This is a genomic window from Pseudoalteromonas sp. SWYJZ19, assembly GCF_015864375.1.
In the GTDB taxonomy this organism is placed as follows: domain Bacteria; phylum Pseudomonadota; class Gammaproteobacteria; order Enterobacterales; family Alteromonadaceae; genus Pseudoalteromonas; species Pseudoalteromonas arctica.
The window spans coordinates 11,497-29,085 of the sequence record NZ_JADYXI010000023.1 but is presented as its reverse complement, the minus strand read 5'-3'; the positions used below and the strand labels follow the sequence as shown (position 1 = coordinate 29,085).

At 35.9% G+C, this 17,589-nt stretch carries 12 protein-coding genes; 10 read left to right on the top strand and 2 right to left on the bottom strand.

Annotation, left to right across the window (positions count from 1 at the left end; translation table 11 throughout):
- The first annotated feature begins 105 nt into the window (after positions 1-105).
- From I6F45_RS18205 to I6F45_RS18165, 9 genes are all read left to right on the top strand, one after another.
- Entirely contained in the window at positions 106-1,578 is a 1,473-nt protein-coding gene (locus I6F45_RS18205; protein ID WP_197161554.1) for an N-6 DNA methylase, read from the top strand.
- Positions 1,578-3,383, top strand: coding sequence for a restriction endonuclease subunit S (locus I6F45_RS18200; protein WP_197161552.1), 1,806 nt, complete (start codon positions 1,578-1,580; stop codon positions 3,381-3,383). The genes I6F45_RS18205 and I6F45_RS18200 overlap by 1 nt, the downstream gene beginning before the upstream one ends.
- Positions 3,384-3,412: 29 nt before the next feature.
- Positions 3,413-5,329, top strand: coding sequence for an AAA family ATPase (locus I6F45_RS18195; protein WP_197161550.1), 1,917 nt, complete (start codon positions 3,413-3,415; stop codon positions 5,327-5,329).
- Positions 5,330-5,348: 19 nt separating this feature from the next.
- A complete protein-coding gene (locus tag I6F45_RS21455) occupies positions 5,349-7,703 on the top strand; it encodes an AAA family ATPase (protein WP_231609704.1) in 2,355 nt (784 codons plus the stop codon).
- Positions 7,704-7,712: 9 nt separating this feature from the next.
- On the top strand, positions 7,713-9,029 hold the full coding sequence (locus tag I6F45_RS18185) for an McrC family protein (protein WP_197161547.1): 1,317 nt from the start codon (positions 7,713-7,715) through the stop codon (positions 9,027-9,029).
- A gap of 334 nt (positions 9,030-9,363) precedes the next feature.
- A complete protein-coding gene (locus I6F45_RS18180; RefSeq protein WP_197161545.1) occupies positions 9,364-11,130 on the top strand; it encodes a MotA/TolQ/ExbB proton channel family protein in 1,767 nt (588 codons plus the stop codon).
- Entirely contained in the window at positions 11,130-11,828 is a 699-nt protein-coding gene (locus tag I6F45_RS18175; RefSeq protein WP_197161543.1) for an OmpA family protein, read from the top strand. The genes I6F45_RS18180 and I6F45_RS18175 overlap by 1 nt, the downstream gene beginning before the upstream one ends.
- Positions 11,828-12,964, top strand: a complete 1,137-nt coding sequence (locus I6F45_RS18170; RefSeq protein WP_197161538.1) for an HNH endonuclease — start codon at positions 11,828-11,830, stop codon at positions 12,962-12,964. The genes I6F45_RS18175 and I6F45_RS18170 overlap by 1 nt, the downstream gene beginning before the upstream one ends.
- Before the next feature lie 29 nt (positions 12,965-12,993).
- Positions 12,994-13,503: a hypothetical protein gene (locus tag I6F45_RS18165; protein ID WP_197161535.1), complete on the top strand. Its 510-nt coding sequence runs from the start codon at positions 12,994-12,996 to the stop codon at positions 13,501-13,503.
- Positions 13,504-13,597: 94 nt separating this feature from the next.
- On the opposite strand, the gene I6F45_RS18160 is transcribed toward I6F45_RS18165, so the two are convergent.
- Both I6F45_RS18160 and I6F45_RS18155 read right to left on the bottom strand, forming a co-directional pair.
- A complete protein-coding gene (locus I6F45_RS18160) occupies positions 13,598-14,566 on the bottom strand; it encodes an HNH endonuclease (RefSeq protein WP_197161532.1) in 969 nt (322 codons plus the stop codon).
- Positions 14,567-14,654: 88 nt separating this feature from the next.
- Positions 14,655-15,293, bottom strand: coding sequence for a hypothetical protein (locus I6F45_RS18155; protein WP_024597746.1), 639 nt, complete (start codon positions 15,291-15,293; stop codon positions 14,655-14,657).
- Between the two features lie 236 nt (positions 15,294-15,529).
- On the opposite strand from I6F45_RS18155, the gene I6F45_RS18150 reads away from it, so the two are divergent.
- Entirely contained in the window at positions 15,530-17,551 is a 2,022-nt protein-coding gene (locus tag I6F45_RS18150) for an AAA family ATPase (protein ID WP_197161529.1), read from the top strand.
- The last annotated feature ends 38 nt before the right edge of the window (positions 17,552-17,589 follow it).

Below are 17,589 nucleotides of genomic sequence, written 5' to 3'. Positions count from 1 at the left end.
GTCGCTATGTATTAGCGACAGCAAAGCATTAAACCAATCAAAATAAATAGCTTTTATATTTGCTTTTAGTCGCTGTTTATAAAAATAATCAAACAAGAGAATACTATGTCTATCAGTTCAGCTATTAAATCAATTCAAGATATTATGCGTAAAGACGCCGGTGTCGATGGTGACGCACAACGCCTTGGTCAAATGTCGTGGTTACTATTTTTAAAAGTATTTGACGCACAAGAAGAAGAGCTAGAACTAGAATTAGACGATTACCGCGAGCCAATCCCTGAGAAGTTTTTATGGCGTAATTGGGCGGCTGACAACGAAGGCATAACCGGCGATGAGCTTTTAGAGTTTGTAAACGACAAGCTATTCCCTGAGCTTAAAAGCCTAATAGCACCCATAGATAAAAACCCACGCGGCTATGTAGTCACCCAAGCCTTTAGCGATGCCTTTAATTACATGAAAAACGGCACGCTACTACGCCAGGTTATCAACAAGCTAAACGAAATAGACTTTACAGACTCAAAAGAGCGCCACTTATTTGGCGACCTGTACGAGCAAATATTAAAAGATTTACAAAGCGCAGGCAACGCGGGCGAATTTTATACCCCGCGCGCCATCACTAAATTTATAGTGGCAGTAACCGACCCAAAACTAGGTGAGTCAATCATGGACCCGGCTTGTGGTACCGGTGGCTTTTTAGCCTGTGCGTTCGACCATGTAAAAGCAAACTATGTTAAATCGGGCGACGACCACCAAATACTTCAAAAGCAAATACACGGCGTAGAAAAAAAACAACTCCCGCACTTACTGTGTACTACCAACATGATGCTTCACGGCATTGAGGTACCGGTACAAGTTAAACACGGCAATACACTAAATAAACCGCTTTCAAGCTGGGATGACCAAGTAGATGTAATCATCACCAACCCACCATTTGGCGGTACCGAAGAAGACGGCATAGAGAAAAACTTCCCAAGTGACATGCAAACCCGCGAAACAGCCGACCTATTCTTACAACTCATTATAGAAGTGCTCAACACTAAAGGGCGCGCGGCGGTTGTATTGCCAGATGGCACCCTATTTGGTGAAGGCGTTAAAACCAAAATTAAAAAGCTGTTAGTTGAGGAATGTAACTTACACACCATAGTACGCTTACCTAATGGCGTATTTGCCCCGTACACGAGCATTAAAACTAATATTCTGTTTTTTACCAAAGGCACCCCAACTAAAGACGTTTGGTTTTACGAGCACCCATACCCAGCAGGTGTAAAAAATTACAACAAAACCAAACCCATGAAGTTTGAAGAATTCAAAACGGAGCTCGAATGGTGGGGCAATGAAACAGACGGCTTTGCGAGTCGAACTGAAACCGAACAAGCGTGGAAAGTATCAATCGACGATATTATTGCTCGTAACTACAATCTCGATATTAAAAACCCGCATGTAGGCGAGGTAATAAGCCACGACCCACAAGCGTTATTAGCCGATTACTCAAAGCAGCAAGCAGACATACAAGCACTACGCGATCAGCTTAAAGGCATATTATCAGCGGCGCTGTCTAAAGATGCTGAGGGCAAGTAATGGCTGAGACTAAAGCACCAAACACAAGCGCAGAGCAGCTAATAACCGAGCACCTAGATATTTGGACCACAGCCATCGAGCAAAAATCGTCAGCAGGGCGTGGCTCATCTAAAAAGTTTTCACTTCATGGCATTAAAAAACTGCGTGAGCTTATTTTAGAGCTCGCAGTACGTGGCAAGTTAGTGCCACAAGATCCAAATGACGAACCCGCCTCAGTATTGCTTGAGCAAATAGCCGATGAAAAAACGCAGTTAGTTAAAGATAAGAAAATCAAAAAGCCAAAAGCACTGCCAGAGATTAGTGGAGATGAAAAACCGTTTGAATTGCCAAAAGGTTGGGAGTGGGCAAGGCTAGGTGAGATAGCAAAAAAGCTGACGGATGGCTCTCATAATCCTTCTAGAAATAACGGGGAAGGATACCCTATGTTAAGTGGGCAAAACGTAAATTATGGCAAAATCGATTTTGTAAATCCTTCGAGGTACGTAGATCAAGAAAATTATGATAAGGAACACTCTAGAACCCTAGTTCAAGAAAATGATGTTCTACTCACTATCGTCGGTTCAATAGGGCGCTCGGCAGTTGTACCTCCGATGGCACCTAAGTTTGTATTGCAAAGAAGTGTTGCTGTTATTAGTACAGATTTAATCCCTGAGTTTATATGTAATCAATTTATATCACCTATTTGTATGAGGTACTTTGATAAACACGCAAAGGGCACTGCTCAAAAGGGGATATACTTAGGGAAACTATCGCTAATGCTACTAGTAATCCCACCATTGGATGAGCAACAACGCATCGTTGCTAAAGTCGATGAGTTAATGAGCTTGTGTGATGCGCTTGAGGCGCAAACTGAAGATAGTATTACGGCACATCAAACATTAGTTGAAGTGCTGTTAGAGGCCTTACTAAAAGCACCAGAGCAAGGAGTAACACCCGAACAAACCGCTGAACAGTTTCAACAAAACTGGCAACGTGTAAGCGAACATTTCGACACGCTATTCACCACCACCGCCAGCATCGACACGCTAAAACAAACCATTTTACAACTCGCAGTCATGGGCAAACTCGTACCACAAAACCCAGATGACGAACCCGCAACCGAGTTAATGGCTCGAATACGTACCCACCAATCAAAAAGGATTAAAGATAAAGAAATTCAGAAGCCAAAGAAGGTAATTATAGATGGAGAGTTAGCATTTAAAGTTCCAACCTCTTGGGAGACACCACTATTAAATGATTTAGTATTTGTTACTAAATTAGCGGGCTTTGAATATAGCAAATACTTCAAGCTGGCAGATAAAGGTGAGGTACCTGTTATTAGAGCACAAAATGTTCGCCCATTTAAACCAGCATTAAATAATCTAAAGTATATTGATTCAGATATTTCATCACAGCTTCCTAGGAGTGCTTTAGATCGTCCTTCGCTCTTAATTACGTTTATTGGTGCTGGTATAGGTGATGTTTGTGTATTCGATAAGGAAGAGCGTTGGCACCTAGCTCCTAATGTAGCTAAAGTAGAGCCATATTCAAACACGAGCCTTTACTTTCTTTGTATTTATTTAAATAGCCCCGCAGGTAAAACTGAATTGTTTAAATCAATGAAGTCAACAGCTCAACCTAGCTTATCAATGACGACTATACGAGAAATTAGAGTAGCGCTACCGCCATTAGAAGAACAAAACCGCATTGTTATTAAAGTCGATCAACTAATGGCACTTTGCGACCAACTCAAAACCCGTTTAACCGATGCTCAAACCACCAAACTTCATCTAACCGACGCCATTGTTGGGCAGGCTGTAAATTAATCTATAACGGAATATAGAGAACAATAATAATGAGATTGAAATCACTATATATTAGCGAGTACAAAAATTTAAAAAATTTAAACTTAACGTTGGCTGATAATTTTTTAGAAGTATTTGTAGGCAAAAATGGCTCAGGGAAATCAAATTTATTTGAAGCATTAATTGAGATTTTTAGGCATATTTATGAATCTGAGATTAAGTATAGAGACAGTAATAGAAGAGAGATTATACCCGCACCCTTTAAATATAAAGTTGAGTACGAAATTGATAAGTCTACAGTGTCAATTGAATATATTGGAGAGTTACTAACAACAAATTATGTTATTCCTCCTGAGGGCGACTACATACCATTTCCTGAGCATATACTTATGTATTACTCAGGAAAAAACAATAACATAGCTAAAATTTTAGAAAAGTATGAAAGTCGCTTTAGGCGAGCAATAGGTAATGAAGATGATAACGACAGTAGCCGCATTTTTATTGGTATCGGCTCTGAGTACAAGCACTTGTTACTTGCAACAATGCTGGTTTTACCGGAAGAAAATAAAGCTAGGCAGTTTATATTTGATAAACTCGGTTTAGCTACTCAACAAACGTCTATTCAACTGACACTTACTCGTCCAAGTAAAACTTACGCAAAAGGCGCTCAGATTGATGACTTTGATCCAAGAACTCATTATTGGGGCTTAAAAGGGCGATCTTTAGAATTTGTAAAAAGGCTTGAAAAATGTATTAAGGGTGCGTTTAAGCATCGAGAAATTTATTTCAGAGCACCACAACAATATGTATTGAACATAGATATTGAATTATTCCGCAATGAATTTGAGCATGATGATGCTGGCCGCTTATTTAGTTATTTTGATAATTTAAAAGCGTTAGATATGTTGGCTGCCATCAAAGCTGATATAACCCTCACTTGTGATACTCAAGCAAGCTTAGACTTTTTTAGTGACGGGCAAATTCAGTCTGTTTATATTTACGGCATCAGCGAAATATTTAAAAATTATAACTGTTTAACTCTTCTTGATGAGCCAGACTCTTTTTTACATCCTGAATGGCAATTTGAATTTTTAAGCCAAGTTAACGAAATTTCAGACACCGCACTAAAAACCAATCAAGTATTAATGACAAGCCATAGCGCAGCAACCTTAACTTCTTCTTTAACTTCTCAGCTTAATAATATCCAAATTTCAGCTGAGGGTAATTCTGAAGTCAACTCAGTTAGCAAAATGAAGCTGATTAAGGAGCTTTCAGGAAATAAAATTTTCTTAGATAAAAACGAAAGCATTATGAGTATTTCAACATTTGTTAAAAATACTAAAGAGCCGATTTTATTTACAGAAGGCATTTCCGACGAATATATATTAGACCTTGCATGGAAAAAGCTATACGAAAACGAGGAAAGACCTTTTTGTATCCATAATGCTTTTGATAGACAATTTTTAAGAAATTTGATGTCGAGAGAAGATTTAAGAAATAACTTTCCAAATAGAACTTTCATTGCACTTTTTGACTTTGACGAAGCTTATGATGATTGGAACGGCCTTTCTAAGGGGGGGAAGGGGACTAATGTTGAGTCAAACCCATTCAAAGGCTTAACTAGGCAGCTTATATTCAATAAGGCACCTTCAAATTTATATGTTGCTTTACTTCCAGTGCCTAATGTTGATGTCATTAAAAAACAGGTTTTACAAGCGGATGATACTCCGTGGGGAAAAGGGTCTGATTCTCACTTAGCCATAGAGCTACTTTTTTATAAAGAAGATTTGTTAGGTACTTATTTTACAAAAGTGCAAACATCATGTGGTGGCGAGCGTATTACTTTTAGTGGAAATAAAGTTAAATTCGCTCAAGAGTTTGTGCCCAATCTATCTGAAATTGAATTTGAAATTTTTAGGCCTATGTTTGATTTAATTAAGCAGCACTGCGCTCAAAAAATAATATAGATAAATATTAAGGAACAATATGAAAACTATAAAAAAGTATGATTTTGACGGCCAGCAATTGGGCGTTGGGCGTCTTATTTTAGCGATAATGAAAAAATATGTTGAAGAGAATAATCCAACATTTGAACAGTTACAGTATGACTTCAAAGAGGTCGAGGAATACAGAACTAAAAGTAAACCTTTGTTTATTACTCAACAAGATTTAGAGCACGTAAAAAGGCAGACAAATTATAATAAAAAACGATTTTTTGAGTCAGGTGATGAATCTTTAAAACTTTCAGATAACACCATTATTTATGTGAGTAATCAATGGAGCGGTAATGGAGACAAATCAAGTGGCACCAACAAGTTTATTAACTTTGTTAATTCTAAGTTCAATTACAAAATTACAGACGTTGTAGAACATAAGTCTATCAATGATTTATATAACGACTACCTCAAAAAGCCTAATAAAGGTTGGATCGCTGCTTATGAGCGTTTTAGCGCAGAAGTGGAGCAAAGTTTAAGTGCTACAGCCTCCAATTTTGAAACTGATTTTATAGAAAAACTATGGAAATCTGAAACTAATGGAATTGCGAGCGCTAAGCAAGGGACTCTGAGTAATGATGAATATAAAAACCTTTTAGACGACTTACCTGAAATTACGGCTTTGATTTTCAAAGAGCCTACTCCAAATACTTTAGAACAAATATATAAATGGGCTAATAAGGCTAAAAAAGAAGGAAAATTTAACACCGTCAAGCGTGGTGTAATCCACAGAGTTTTTGCGGCTGTTGACCCTAAAAAATACAATACGATTTTGAATATTGATGCTTTAAAGCCTTTTGCGAAAAACTTAAATGAGTCATTTGATCTAGGTATTGATGGCGATGGTAATTGGGCTGAGCTGAATCAGGTTGTTACAAAGAAGATTAAAAGCAAGATAGAAAAAATTGAAAATGTGCTCGTTTTTAATACATTCATTTGGTGGCTGTTTGAAAAGCTAAAAAAAGAAAGTGACGATGAAAACTTATGTATAGAAGAAGGCGAAACCGAGCCTTCTATGACCTCAGAACTAAATAAATCGGAAAAAAAATCAAAAAACCTTATTTATTACGGCCCTCCTGGAACGGGGAAAACATTTACCCTGCAAAAGCTGTTAAAAGAACACTACACAGAAACAGGAACTTTTGAAGAACCTGAAGTTTGGCTTAATAATAAGTTGAGTGAATTAAGTTGGTTTGAAGTGATTACACTTATTTTACTTGATAAAGATGAACAAGTATCAGTGATAGATATTGTGAACCATGAGTATTTTACAAAGAAGTTAGCGCTTAACGGCAGAACTGCCAACATACGCCAGACAGCTTGGGCAGCCTTGCAAACACATGCCATTCAAGAATCAAAAACTGTTAAGTATGCTAAACGCATTGAACCGTTAATATTTGACAAAAACACAGATAGTAAGTGGACTATTGTTGATAAAGAACATGAATTAATTGTTAGTTATAGGGAACAACTAAATGAGCTTAAAGCAGGCCCTTCTGTCGAGGACGAAATAAAGCGATTTGAGTTTGTGACTTTTCATCAATCTTATGGATATGAAGAGTTTATTGAGGGTTTAAGGCCTGTTACTAACGACAATGGTGATATAAGTTACGTTGTAAAGCCTGGTATATTAAAACGGCTGTGCAAGCGTGCTGAAGCTGACTCTAAACATCAATATGCGTTAGTGATTGATGAAATTAACCGAGGCAATATTAGTAAGATATTTGGTGAGTTGATAAGCCTTATAGAAATAGATAAACGTGCTGGTAAAGAGCACGAACTTACCGTTACTTTACCTTACTCAAATTTACCTTTTTCTGTACCTAGCAACCTCGATATTATTGGCACAATGAACACTGCTGACCGTTCTTTAACTCATATAGATATAGCGTTAAGACGCCGATTTGAATTTAAAGAGCTGAGAACTGACTATGCATTATTAAAAAGTGATGTAGATGGTATTGATGTAAGAAAGCTCTTATTTACTATTAACAAACGGATAGAGCTTTTATTAGATAGAGAGCATATTATTGGTCACGCTTTATTAATGAATCTAAGTAATTTAGCGGATCTTAAAAAAGTATTTATCACTAATATTATACCGCTACTGGAAGAATACTTTTTTGAAGATTGGGACAAAATTAAAAAAGTATTTAATGATAATGGGTTTGTTTCTGAGCTTAAAGATGCGCATACAACTTGGCTTGATGACTCTGATGAGTATGCAGCGAAGTCTTACTATGTAGACGGTAAAGCCTTTAATAAAATAGAAAATTATACAGCGGTTTATCAAAATATTGATGACAAGAAATTTCCTGCGCTTTTTTCTGAACAAGAGCAAAACTAAGGAAGGTTTATGCGTACATGGTCTGTTTATGAGTTTTCTCGCTTGTATAAAAGTAATATTACTAAGTATGAAGGCGATAATTTAAACCTAGAACACTCTCAATTTGAAGCGCTCAAACAGCTGTTAACCTGCAGTGAGGCAGACCATGATAAGTTATTTAGATATGGCTTTGAAAAGCGCCAAGAGGTATTAGTTTGCCAAAACTACGTTGGTGTAATCTGCTTACCTTGCGGCGATCAAATTGAAATATTGCCTAAAACACATCGAAAAAGCGTAAATAGTGAGAGTGATGAAAGTGGTATTGATAGTAATCGCTCTAACCTCATAAAAATGTTAAAGGCAACGCGTTATTTACCAGGTAAGGTTGCTGACAATGCATCGTTAGATATGGCTAAAATGCCGTTACTTGATGTATTCATACAATTGTTTTTGCAAGAAATAAGCTTATTAATTAAGCGTGGTGTGGCAAGGCAGTATGAAACGCACGAGAGTAATGAACCTTTTATAAAGGGTAGAATACTGGTTAGTCAGCAAATCAGGCATAACTTAGTTAATAAACACCATCATTTTATAGCCTTTGATGAGCTGATAACTAATCGCCCTGAAAACCGATTAATTAAAAGTGCTTTGCTCTGGTCGCTTAAGCGTGTGACAGCAAAAACGCAACATCTTTGTAGGGAGTTACTATTTCATTTTGAAGAAGTAACAACTTCAAAAGCTATATGGCAGGATTTAAATTCTTGGCAACGGGGCAGGCATTTGTCTCATTATGAAGCGATTAGACCTTGGATTGAGATGATTTTTAAAGATCAAAGCCCTACATCGGTAAATGGTTCAAAAAGTATGTTGTCTATATTATTTCCTATGGAACGCGTATTTGAGGATTACGTACCAATTTGTCTGAAAAAACAATTTCAAAATTATGACATACAAACACAAACCCGCAGTCAATATTTAATCAGTCATACGCCTAGCGACAGTAAAAAACGCACTAATGATGGCAAGCTTTTCCAATTAAAGCCTGACTTACATATTCAAGCAGAAAATAAATTAATTATTGGTGATACAAAGTGGAAGGTGATTGACGAAAACTTACCTAACAAAAAGTATGAAATAAGTGAAAGTGATATGTACCAGATGTTGGCCTATAACCAAACTTATCAAAAGAATGAATCAGAACCTGCAGTTATTTGGCTGATCTACCCTATGACTGCTAAGTTTTTAAAGCCCTTGCCTGATTTTATTTTTAATAACGGGCTTAGACTCAAAGTATTACCATTTGATATTGATAAGTCGAAGTTAGCTAACAACCCGGCTGATAATTAATGGTTAATATTGGCTGAGTAATAAAGGTTGCTGAATATAAGCTTAAAATTTGGTCATATAACCTGCTTTTTTAGTGGTTTATCATTATTTTTTTGCTTATCACAGTTGATTTATATACTATCTGGCCACGACTAAAGTATTGCTTTATTTTAGTTGTGGATGGCGAAAGGGAGCGTAAAGATTTTATGGATAAAAGCCGAGCAGTACTACCATATCCCCACTGTTAATTTTATACCTCTTTATAATTCTTTCTATCGCCATTAATGCGTGTTTTCTGCTTTGAGGTTTCAAAGTAGTTGTCTATTTAATTACGAGAGTACAAAAGATAAATCATATGGATATACTAGAAAGTTTACTACGCAGTTTTGATACAAACGTTGTTAGCGGTGCAGTATTAATTTTAATGCTTTTTGTTTTTGGTTCAGGTTTGTTTTACACCAAAAAGGCTAGGCAAGTTGAATTTATTCAGTTCGTTCCAACACTATTAACTACTATGGGTATATTTGGTACTTTTTTAGGTATAGTTCTTGGTTTATTAGAATTTAATCAAAATGATATAGAAGCCAGTATTCCGTTATTACTAGCAGGTTTAAAAACGGCATTTATTACAAGTTTAGCGGGTATATTTTTATCTTTAGTGTTTAAAACACTGTCTACATTCTCATTTTTAAAACCTAAGCAACTAGAAGATAGCATTTCTCATGCAACACCTGAGGCGATATTAGGTGCTATGCAAGCGCAGGTTGCAGAAACAAAAGTTTTAAAAGAAGCGATTGTTGGTAATGAAGAATCAACACTGTTTGGGCAATTAAAAATATTACGTGGTGATATTAATGACAATGCAAAAACATCGATAAATATTGCCCAAGAACAAGCTGTAAAACAACAAGAGAACTTTGAGGCGTTTAGTGAAAAGCTATGGCTTAAACTACAAGACTTTGCAGATACTTTATCAAAGTCAGCTACAGAGCAAGTTATTGAAGCGCTAAAACAGGTGATTAGTGATTTTAATAACAACTTAACAGAGCAGTTTGGTGATAACTTTAAACAATTAAATGAAGCGGTAATTAAATTAGTTGAATGGCAAGAAAACTATAAAGTTCAGCTTAAAGAAATGAGTGACCAATACGCTCATGGTGTTGCTTCTATTTCTGCTACTGAATCATCTGTTGCTCATATTAGTGAGCAGAGCCAAATAATTCCTCAATCGATGGGTGAATTGAAAGGTGTTATGGAAGTTAATCAGCATCAATTAGCTGAGCTTGAACGCCATCTAGAGGCCTTTAAAGATATGCGCGATAAAGCTGTTGAAGCCGTTCCGCAAATTCAAAAACAAGTTGAAGCTACAGTAAACGATATATCGGCTGCTGTAACAACAGCGAGTGACCATTATAAAACCCTTCTTACGCAATCAGACGATTATATAAAAGCTCACGTTCAGACATCTAATGATTTATTAGACAAGTTTGCTCATGAAACAGAGAAAGGCATTAATAGTGTTGGTGAGCGTTTGATTGAAAGCTCAGACAAGATTGGTAAAGAAATTCAAACTGCAGGTAATGAGTTTACAGATAATACAGCTCGAACCAACGAAAGCTTAAAGACAACATCTGATCATTTACAGTCGCAAACTGAAGTAATTAAGCAGCACTTACAAGATACGGTGACTGACTTAAATAACAATATGCGTGACATGATTGAAAAATTAGTAGATGACGCTAAAGATATTACTTCAACTATGAAGCAAGCTAATCAAAACCTTGTGACAGATACAGAGCAGGTGCGTGACACTGTAGTTAAGTCAGCAGAAAAACTTCAGCAACGCCTTAATGAAGTGATTGACGATGCTGCGACACAGCAAATTAATCAAGCTAAACGTACCTTTGATGCAATGGAAAATGAGGTTAAAAAGCAGGTTGGTATGACTGGTGAAGCCGTAGACTCGCAACTAAAACTTATTGATACTGCGATGCAGCAAGAAATAAACCGTGTAATGAATGAAATGGGTAAGGCACTTGCACAGGTAAGCGGTAAATTTGTAGATGATTATATTAAGCTAACTAAAGCGATGAATGAAGTTGTAAGTCAGCGAGTAATGTAATGGAAAAGATATTTGGCTCTCAAAACACCTCTCAAGATAGTGGTGACCATTGGTTAACTGTATCAGATTTGATGGCTGGTTTAATGGTTGTATTCTTGTTTATAGCTATTGTTTTTATGATGATAACTCAAAAAGAAAACGACAAGATTAAAGATGTTGCTGTTGCTTACCAACAAAACCAAGTTGCTATATATGAAGCTCTAGAAAGCGAGTTTGAAAAAGACCTTAATAAGTGGGGAGCAACAATAGACAAAGAAACGTTAGCGTTCAATTTTCAATCTCCTGATGTTTTATTTGCTAATAATGAAACTAGACTAAGTGACGCATATAAAGAAATATTAAACGACTTTTTCCCTCGATATATCAACGTGCTTGCCCCGTTTAGGGACTCTTTAGATGAAATTCGTATTGAGGGTCATACTTCGAGTGTTGGTTTAAGAGGCTCTTCAGAAGCGCAAGCATACTTTTATAATATGCGATTATCTCAGGGTCGAACACGTTCTGTATTAGAGTATGGTTATGCACTTATGCCTAATGAGTCTGATTGGATTAAAGCTAATATTGCTGCAGTTGGTTTTTCATCTTCGCGCCTGATTAAAGAGAATGGAGTGGAAGATGCTGCAAGGTCAAGACGTGTATCTTTTAGAGCTATTACTAATGCTGATATTCAAATAAAACGGATACTGGAGGCACAGTAATGAAGCTAACAGTTGATTTTAGTGCGTTACATAGAGCGGTAGCACCCTTAGGGCAAATAGTAACTGACTTTTCTATTACCAGTGATGCTTCTGAACTTGAAAGTATTGGCAGTCACCTTAATCAAGGGATGATTTTAGGTAAAGATGTACAGTTAGATGAAATTGATGGGTCAAACGGTGTACTAAACTATGATGGCCATCAAGTTATGCTTTACATACCTGATCAAGGCGATGACATTGAAGCAGTGTTGTCTAATGGTAAATTGGGACGACGTATCCATGTGGCAGAGTGTTCTACTCTTGAGTTGATGCGAGAAACAGGCCGGTTTAAACGCTATGATGTAATTAATCGCGTTGATGGTTTTTTTCCTGTATTTGGCTCTAGCTACAGAGGAGGGCCTAATACAGAGGGGGAGGCTGATTTAGGTGTATGCAAAAACTGCTTAAAAATTCTTAATTACAAGGGTTATTCTACTCAAAGTTCTCAAGTTAAAAACCAAGTATTTAATAGTTTTTCATTTGAACAATTTTTCGAAGTTTATAGCTCCTACTTTAAAAGTTTACCTGTTAACAGTAAAAAAAGCACAAGCGGTTATACGTCAGATTGGCCATCAATTTCGGCTAAGTTAAGAAGCGATTTAAATTACTCATGTGAGCAATGCGGCATTGATCTTAAATCTGAAAAAAGGCTCTTACATACTCATCATATCAATGGGAATAAAGCAGATAATGAACGAGATAATTTGAGAGTACTTTGTGCAGATTGCCATAAAAAGCAACCACATCATGACCATATATATGTAAGTAACTCAGATATTCTCAAAATTAACCAGCTTAGACGAGAACAACATAAGTTTGACGTGTTTAATTACGATAATCTGCGAGAGTGTGCAGATACAGCATTAGATGGCCTTTTACAAAAATGTGAGTCGACTAGATTACCAGGTGCTGAGCTAGGGATTGTTATTCAAGATAAAGAAACATTTGTTTCAATCGATCTTTGCTGGCCAAGGCGTAAAGTAGCGGTGCTTATTAATATGAGTAATTCTAATATATTAAGAAGACATGGTTGGACTGTATTTACTGCATTCGATGCCTTAAATAACTTTGAGAATTTTCAGCGCCAAATTAGATAAGAAATTTTAATTTTAAGGGATTAATTTATATGCATTCTAAAGCAAGCTTAGTTTTTTGGCTTACATTAGCACTTTATTTGCTAACACTATTTACTGTTACTTATGTAGGGGTTTATCTAACCTATATAGCTCTACCACTTTTGGTCATTTCAGGCCTAATCATGAAGTGCACAAAACCAAAACCTGAGGTACAGAAAGTTTATGATGAAAGTAAATCTGCAGCTACTCAGACGCTAGTAGGCGCAAGTAACTTTTTAGATGGAGTTACTGAAGGTCTAAGTGAATTTAATAGAAACTTAGAAATTAGAAATAAAATACATGATCTAGTCAGAGAGCGAACGAAGGCATATAAAACTAAGGTACAATCGTTGAAAATAGAAAGAATACCATTTGAAATGAAGTTAACCCATACAGAGCTCGACTCAGAAAAACGCAATCTACAAGATGAAGTAGAGCGTATTGATAGGGAAATAGAATTGAACAACAAGCATATAGAGCAGATTAAGATTGCCTGTGAATTAGAGGTTAGAGCTCCATAGTATACAATGTGCTAGATTCCCTAATTAACAGCCCTTAGCAACTGTAAAGGTATTAATTTATAGTTAGTTGCATAGGGCTGTTACATGAATAATTTTATTTACCAAGTGCTTTATCTAATTTTGACTTTGACAAAGTATTTCGAAAAGTCAGGTTTTGTTTTAGTTTGTCAAAGTTAATTGAGTTGTTTGTTTGCGGCAACTGTTTACCATTTAACTCGTAGTATAAGTCATAATCTTTAAGTTTATTACTTACCTTAACCACAAAATTATCATTAATTTTAATCAAATCATCATCAAAAAGCTTATGCAAATCAGAACGTAAAAGCAGGCCGTTCTCATTTTCAAAGTTACCTTTGTGGTTAGTATCAGCATGTGGAATTATATGAGTAGCTTGCAGTGATTCCGCAGGGCATTTACCTGACATAAAGCAAGTTTCACCGTAAATACTTAAAAGTTGTTTTCTAAACGGGCCTTGACCTACTCGAACATAAACAAGGCGAATCTTATCGTTTGTGTCTCTATCCTCAAGTGTTTCTATTTCTTGCAAAGCTATTGTATCAAGAGAAAGATAGCTATAAAAAATATCGGTTGGGTTTGTATTGTCAACAGTAATTAAGCGTGATTGCACTTTATCTGTATTTACAGCTTGCTTTATGAAACTAATAGCATGATCTGTATTTATATTATCTGTTAACTCTATCTGATGTTTAGACTCGCCATCTAATTCCATTTCTTCATGAACTACTTTTTTTACCTTGTCGTCTCCAGCAATGTAAAGAGCTGCTTTTTTATTTGTTATTTTTAAAGTGAAAACACCTGCGCCTTTATTCTTTTTACAAAGCTCTCCAGCTACAGGATATTTATGTACACCAAACCTAAACCTCCCATTTACTAAACTCCATAAATCAAAGTCGCCAATTGATGCTTGGATTTGATAAATTACTTTTTTAAATTCGACTTCATTTATTATTATATCGTCGTTAAGACGGCTTCTGATGAGTAAGTATACATAATGCGCTACCTCATCGATGTCAAATCTAGTTCCTGCTTTTATGAGTATCATTTTATTACCTTCAAAATTGTGGATATTTGTAAAAATGTAAATGCTATAAATTGCGCCTTTAAGCTAATTATAAGCACCTAAAAAGACATTAAATCCAAATGTTAGTTAAATTTTTTATATCCATCATATCGTTAATTTCGACAAGTATTAGATTAGGATTACTACTAAGATACCTGTTTTTCTTATAAAGTTTAGAGTTTTCTTCATTAATAGGAGTTAAGTTTATGTAGTGGAAGCTATCGAGACGTGCTAGTGCTTTATTTAATTCATTATTATTAACAGTAGTGTTTAGTATAACTGATAAGTGCTCATAAAGCGGTGTTGGATCTATATCTATCATTTGTCCGTCGGTTGAGTGAATGTATTCTCCAAGTTCACCGTAACTTTCAAGATCAAAGTCTTCTGAAGTACAAGGGTAAACAATCCCTTCACCGTTATCACGCCAATCGAGTAATTCAAATAAAGATAAAGCTACTTTTATGTCTAGTAGTTGCAAGTTTGGGTTGGTGATAACGTTTGGTGTGAAGAATTCATATCCTTCAGGAGCTTTATCAAAGGCGAATGCATTTTCTCCATTGTTGTTTTTAGTATGCATTTGTAAGAGAGGGCGATGAACATACTCTTCTCCTCGAGTAGCATACTCTTTTGATAAGCTATTGTTTTGGTGCTTATTTTTAATAAGTATAGGGTTTTCTGATGAGCCTGGGTTAAGATTATATTCATCCATGTTAAGTTTCCGATAATTGTATACGTAAAAATATCTTAAAAATATAAACAAAAGTATATATAAAACAGTATGTTGAGAATTTACATTAAATTTATTTTTAAGGTTGGATAATTGAACTTTAAAGCTGTTTAATTTCAATTGTTTACGGTGACTTTGATTTTATGCTATTACGTGAACTCAAAGCTCTTTACCTAATTACTATGTACTTATTGATTATAAATAAATAGGTACATAGCATGAACCCAACTCCTCAATTAAAGCGTATAGTTGCGCACTTTACCACTGAATTATTAGAAGAATTCGACGTAGAAGAGCTTTGGCACGATAAGCTATTTAAGAAGGCTTTATGTAGCGTTTCTGGTTTTAACTATGCAAATTTACAAGGTTTAGATGTTGATGATTTGATCTCGCGATTAGATCATTTAGCAATAAACACAATACCTAAAACGTTACAAAAAAATGTGCATATATTTTGTAACGCGTTTGATCTACCAAAAATGGTAACTCCATTAGTTATTTTTTCTTGCTGTATGACGCTCAGTAAACCATTGCGCGAACTTATTGAATACTTACGTGACGATTATGCGAGCGTTATTTTAGAAAAAATAGCTTATGTGCTTGATATTGATGAAGGACTACTCAACAAGCAAATTGGGTTAATTATTGAATCTAGCATGTATTCAATGGATATGGAGATATTTGCTGGGGAAGATGAGTTTTTAATATTACCAAACGCAATTGCTAAAAGCCTGCTCGAGGGTAAGTTAAATAGTGAAAGTGATATTTTATCTAACTTGGTCACCCTCTGTGAGGCTTCTGAACTTAGCGCTGCTGATTTATCGCACTTAGATTTAAATACTTTACTAAAAGCTACGCAAAATGCGACGAAGACCGGTGGGCAACCATTGAGTATTTTATTTTATGGTGTGCCAGGTTCGGGTAAAACTTCATTGGCGAAATATATAGCGCAGGCCTGTGGTTCGCAGTTGCTTAAGGTACAAGCTAAAGGTAGTAACTTAATAAACCCAACTAACGAACTCGATAGCCGGAGCGCAAGCTCTGAGCTGCGTTTAGAGCATTTTAATGTGGTGAGTAAGTTGGTTGGCAAGCGTAAAAAAACAATGCTGTTACTGGATGAATGTGAAAACATTTTTGAGCGTGATTTATTCTCTAAAAGCTTCTCAAAAGAGCTACTTCATACTTATATTGAAAATCATCCTGTTGTGAGTATTTGGATCACTAATCATCTAGAAGAGTTACCACAGAGCGTTATTAGGCGATTTAATATTGTTTACGAAATTCCTGAGCTAAACAAAACAACTAAAGAAAAAATGATTGGCAAATATGTTAAAGGTTTGAGTGTTGGTAATAGTTTTATAAGTAAATTAGCTACTCAACAAAACTTACTGCCAGCTCATATTGCTAAAGCTGTTCATGTAGCTAGGTTATGCGGATTTAAAGCACAAACCGCGCGTGACTGCATAGAAGAGAATATTCAAGATACTTTAACTGCATGCGGCTTTTCGGCTCACGAATTAACTTATCAAGCAGCGCAAAAATTTAATCCTAAAATGGTGAATATAGAGTCTGAATATTCATCACTCGAACAGGTAGAAGAGGCTGTAATTGAATATTCGAGTTCACGAACTCTGCTAACAGGCCCGCCTGGCACGGGTAAAACAGCTTTTGTAAATTACTTATGCGAAAAAGCTGATTTTAAACTTATATCTGTTAAAGCATCTGACTTATTAAGCAAGTGGGTTGGCGAAAGTGAGCAAAATATTGCTCAACTATTTAAACAAGCTACACAAGAAGGAAGTGCAATATTTATTGATGAGGCGGATAGCTTGCTATGCAGCCGCGAACAAGCTAACGCAAATTGGGAGGTGCAAATAGTTAATGAATTACTATGCCATATGGAGCAATTTCAACTCCCACTTTTTGCAGCAACTAACTTTGCTAAAAATTTAGATAAAGCGGTAATGAGGCGATTTGATTTTAATTTAAATTTAACCTATTTAACCTCGGTTCAGGCTAAGCAATTATTTAAAGATACATTAGGCCCAGGAGTGTTAAATAAGCACTTAATGCATGAGTTACTCCAGCTTACAAAGCTCACACCTGGTGACTTCGCGATTGTAAAAAGGCAAATGAAGTTTTCAAAAAAAAGACTGACTCAAGAGCGAATGTTATCGATTTTACAAGAGCAAAACGACCTAAAAAAAGGTGGTAAGCAGAAGATTGGGTTTGTTATTTAGTTTTTAGAATTAATTACATCTAATTTTCGATACAGAAT

Coding starts and splice junctions, on each gene's coding strand:
- I6F45_RS18185 (WP_197161547.1), top strand. CDS start 7,713: ATGCGTACATGGTCTGTTTATGAGTTTTCTCGCTTGTATAAAAGTAAT.
- I6F45_RS18195 (WP_197161550.1), top strand. CDS start 3,413: ATGAGATTGAAATCACTATATATTAGCGAGTACAAAAATTTAAAAAAT.
- I6F45_RS18155 (WP_024597746.1), bottom strand. CDS start 15,293: ATGGATGAATATAATCTTAACCCAGGCTCATCAGAAAACCCTATACTT.
- I6F45_RS18175 (WP_197161543.1), top strand. CDS start 11,130: ATGGAAAAGATATTTGGCTCTCAAAACACCTCTCAAGATAGTGGTGAC.
- I6F45_RS21455 (WP_231609704.1), top strand. CDS start 5,349: ATGAAAACTATAAAAAAGTATGATTTTGACGGCCAGCAATTGGGCGTT.
- I6F45_RS18165 (WP_197161535.1), top strand. CDS start 12,994: ATGCATTCTAAAGCAAGCTTAGTTTTTTGGCTTACATTAGCACTTTAT.
- I6F45_RS18180 (WP_197161545.1), top strand. CDS start 9,364: ATGGATATACTAGAAAGTTTACTACGCAGTTTTGATACAAACGTTGTT.
- I6F45_RS18205 (WP_197161554.1), top strand. CDS start 106: ATGTCTATCAGTTCAGCTATTAAATCAATTCAAGATATTATGCGTAAA.
- I6F45_RS18160 (WP_197161532.1), bottom strand. CDS start 14,566: ATGATACTCATAAAAGCAGGAACTAGATTTGACATCGATGAGGTAGCG.
- I6F45_RS18200 (WP_197161552.1), top strand. CDS start 1,578: ATGGCTGAGACTAAAGCACCAAACACAAGCGCAGAGCAGCTAATAACC.
- I6F45_RS18150 (WP_197161529.1), top strand. CDS start 15,530: ATGAACCCAACTCCTCAATTAAAGCGTATAGTTGCGCACTTTACCACT.
- I6F45_RS18170 (WP_197161538.1), top strand. CDS start 11,828: ATGAAGCTAACAGTTGATTTTAGTGCGTTACATAGAGCGGTAGCACCC.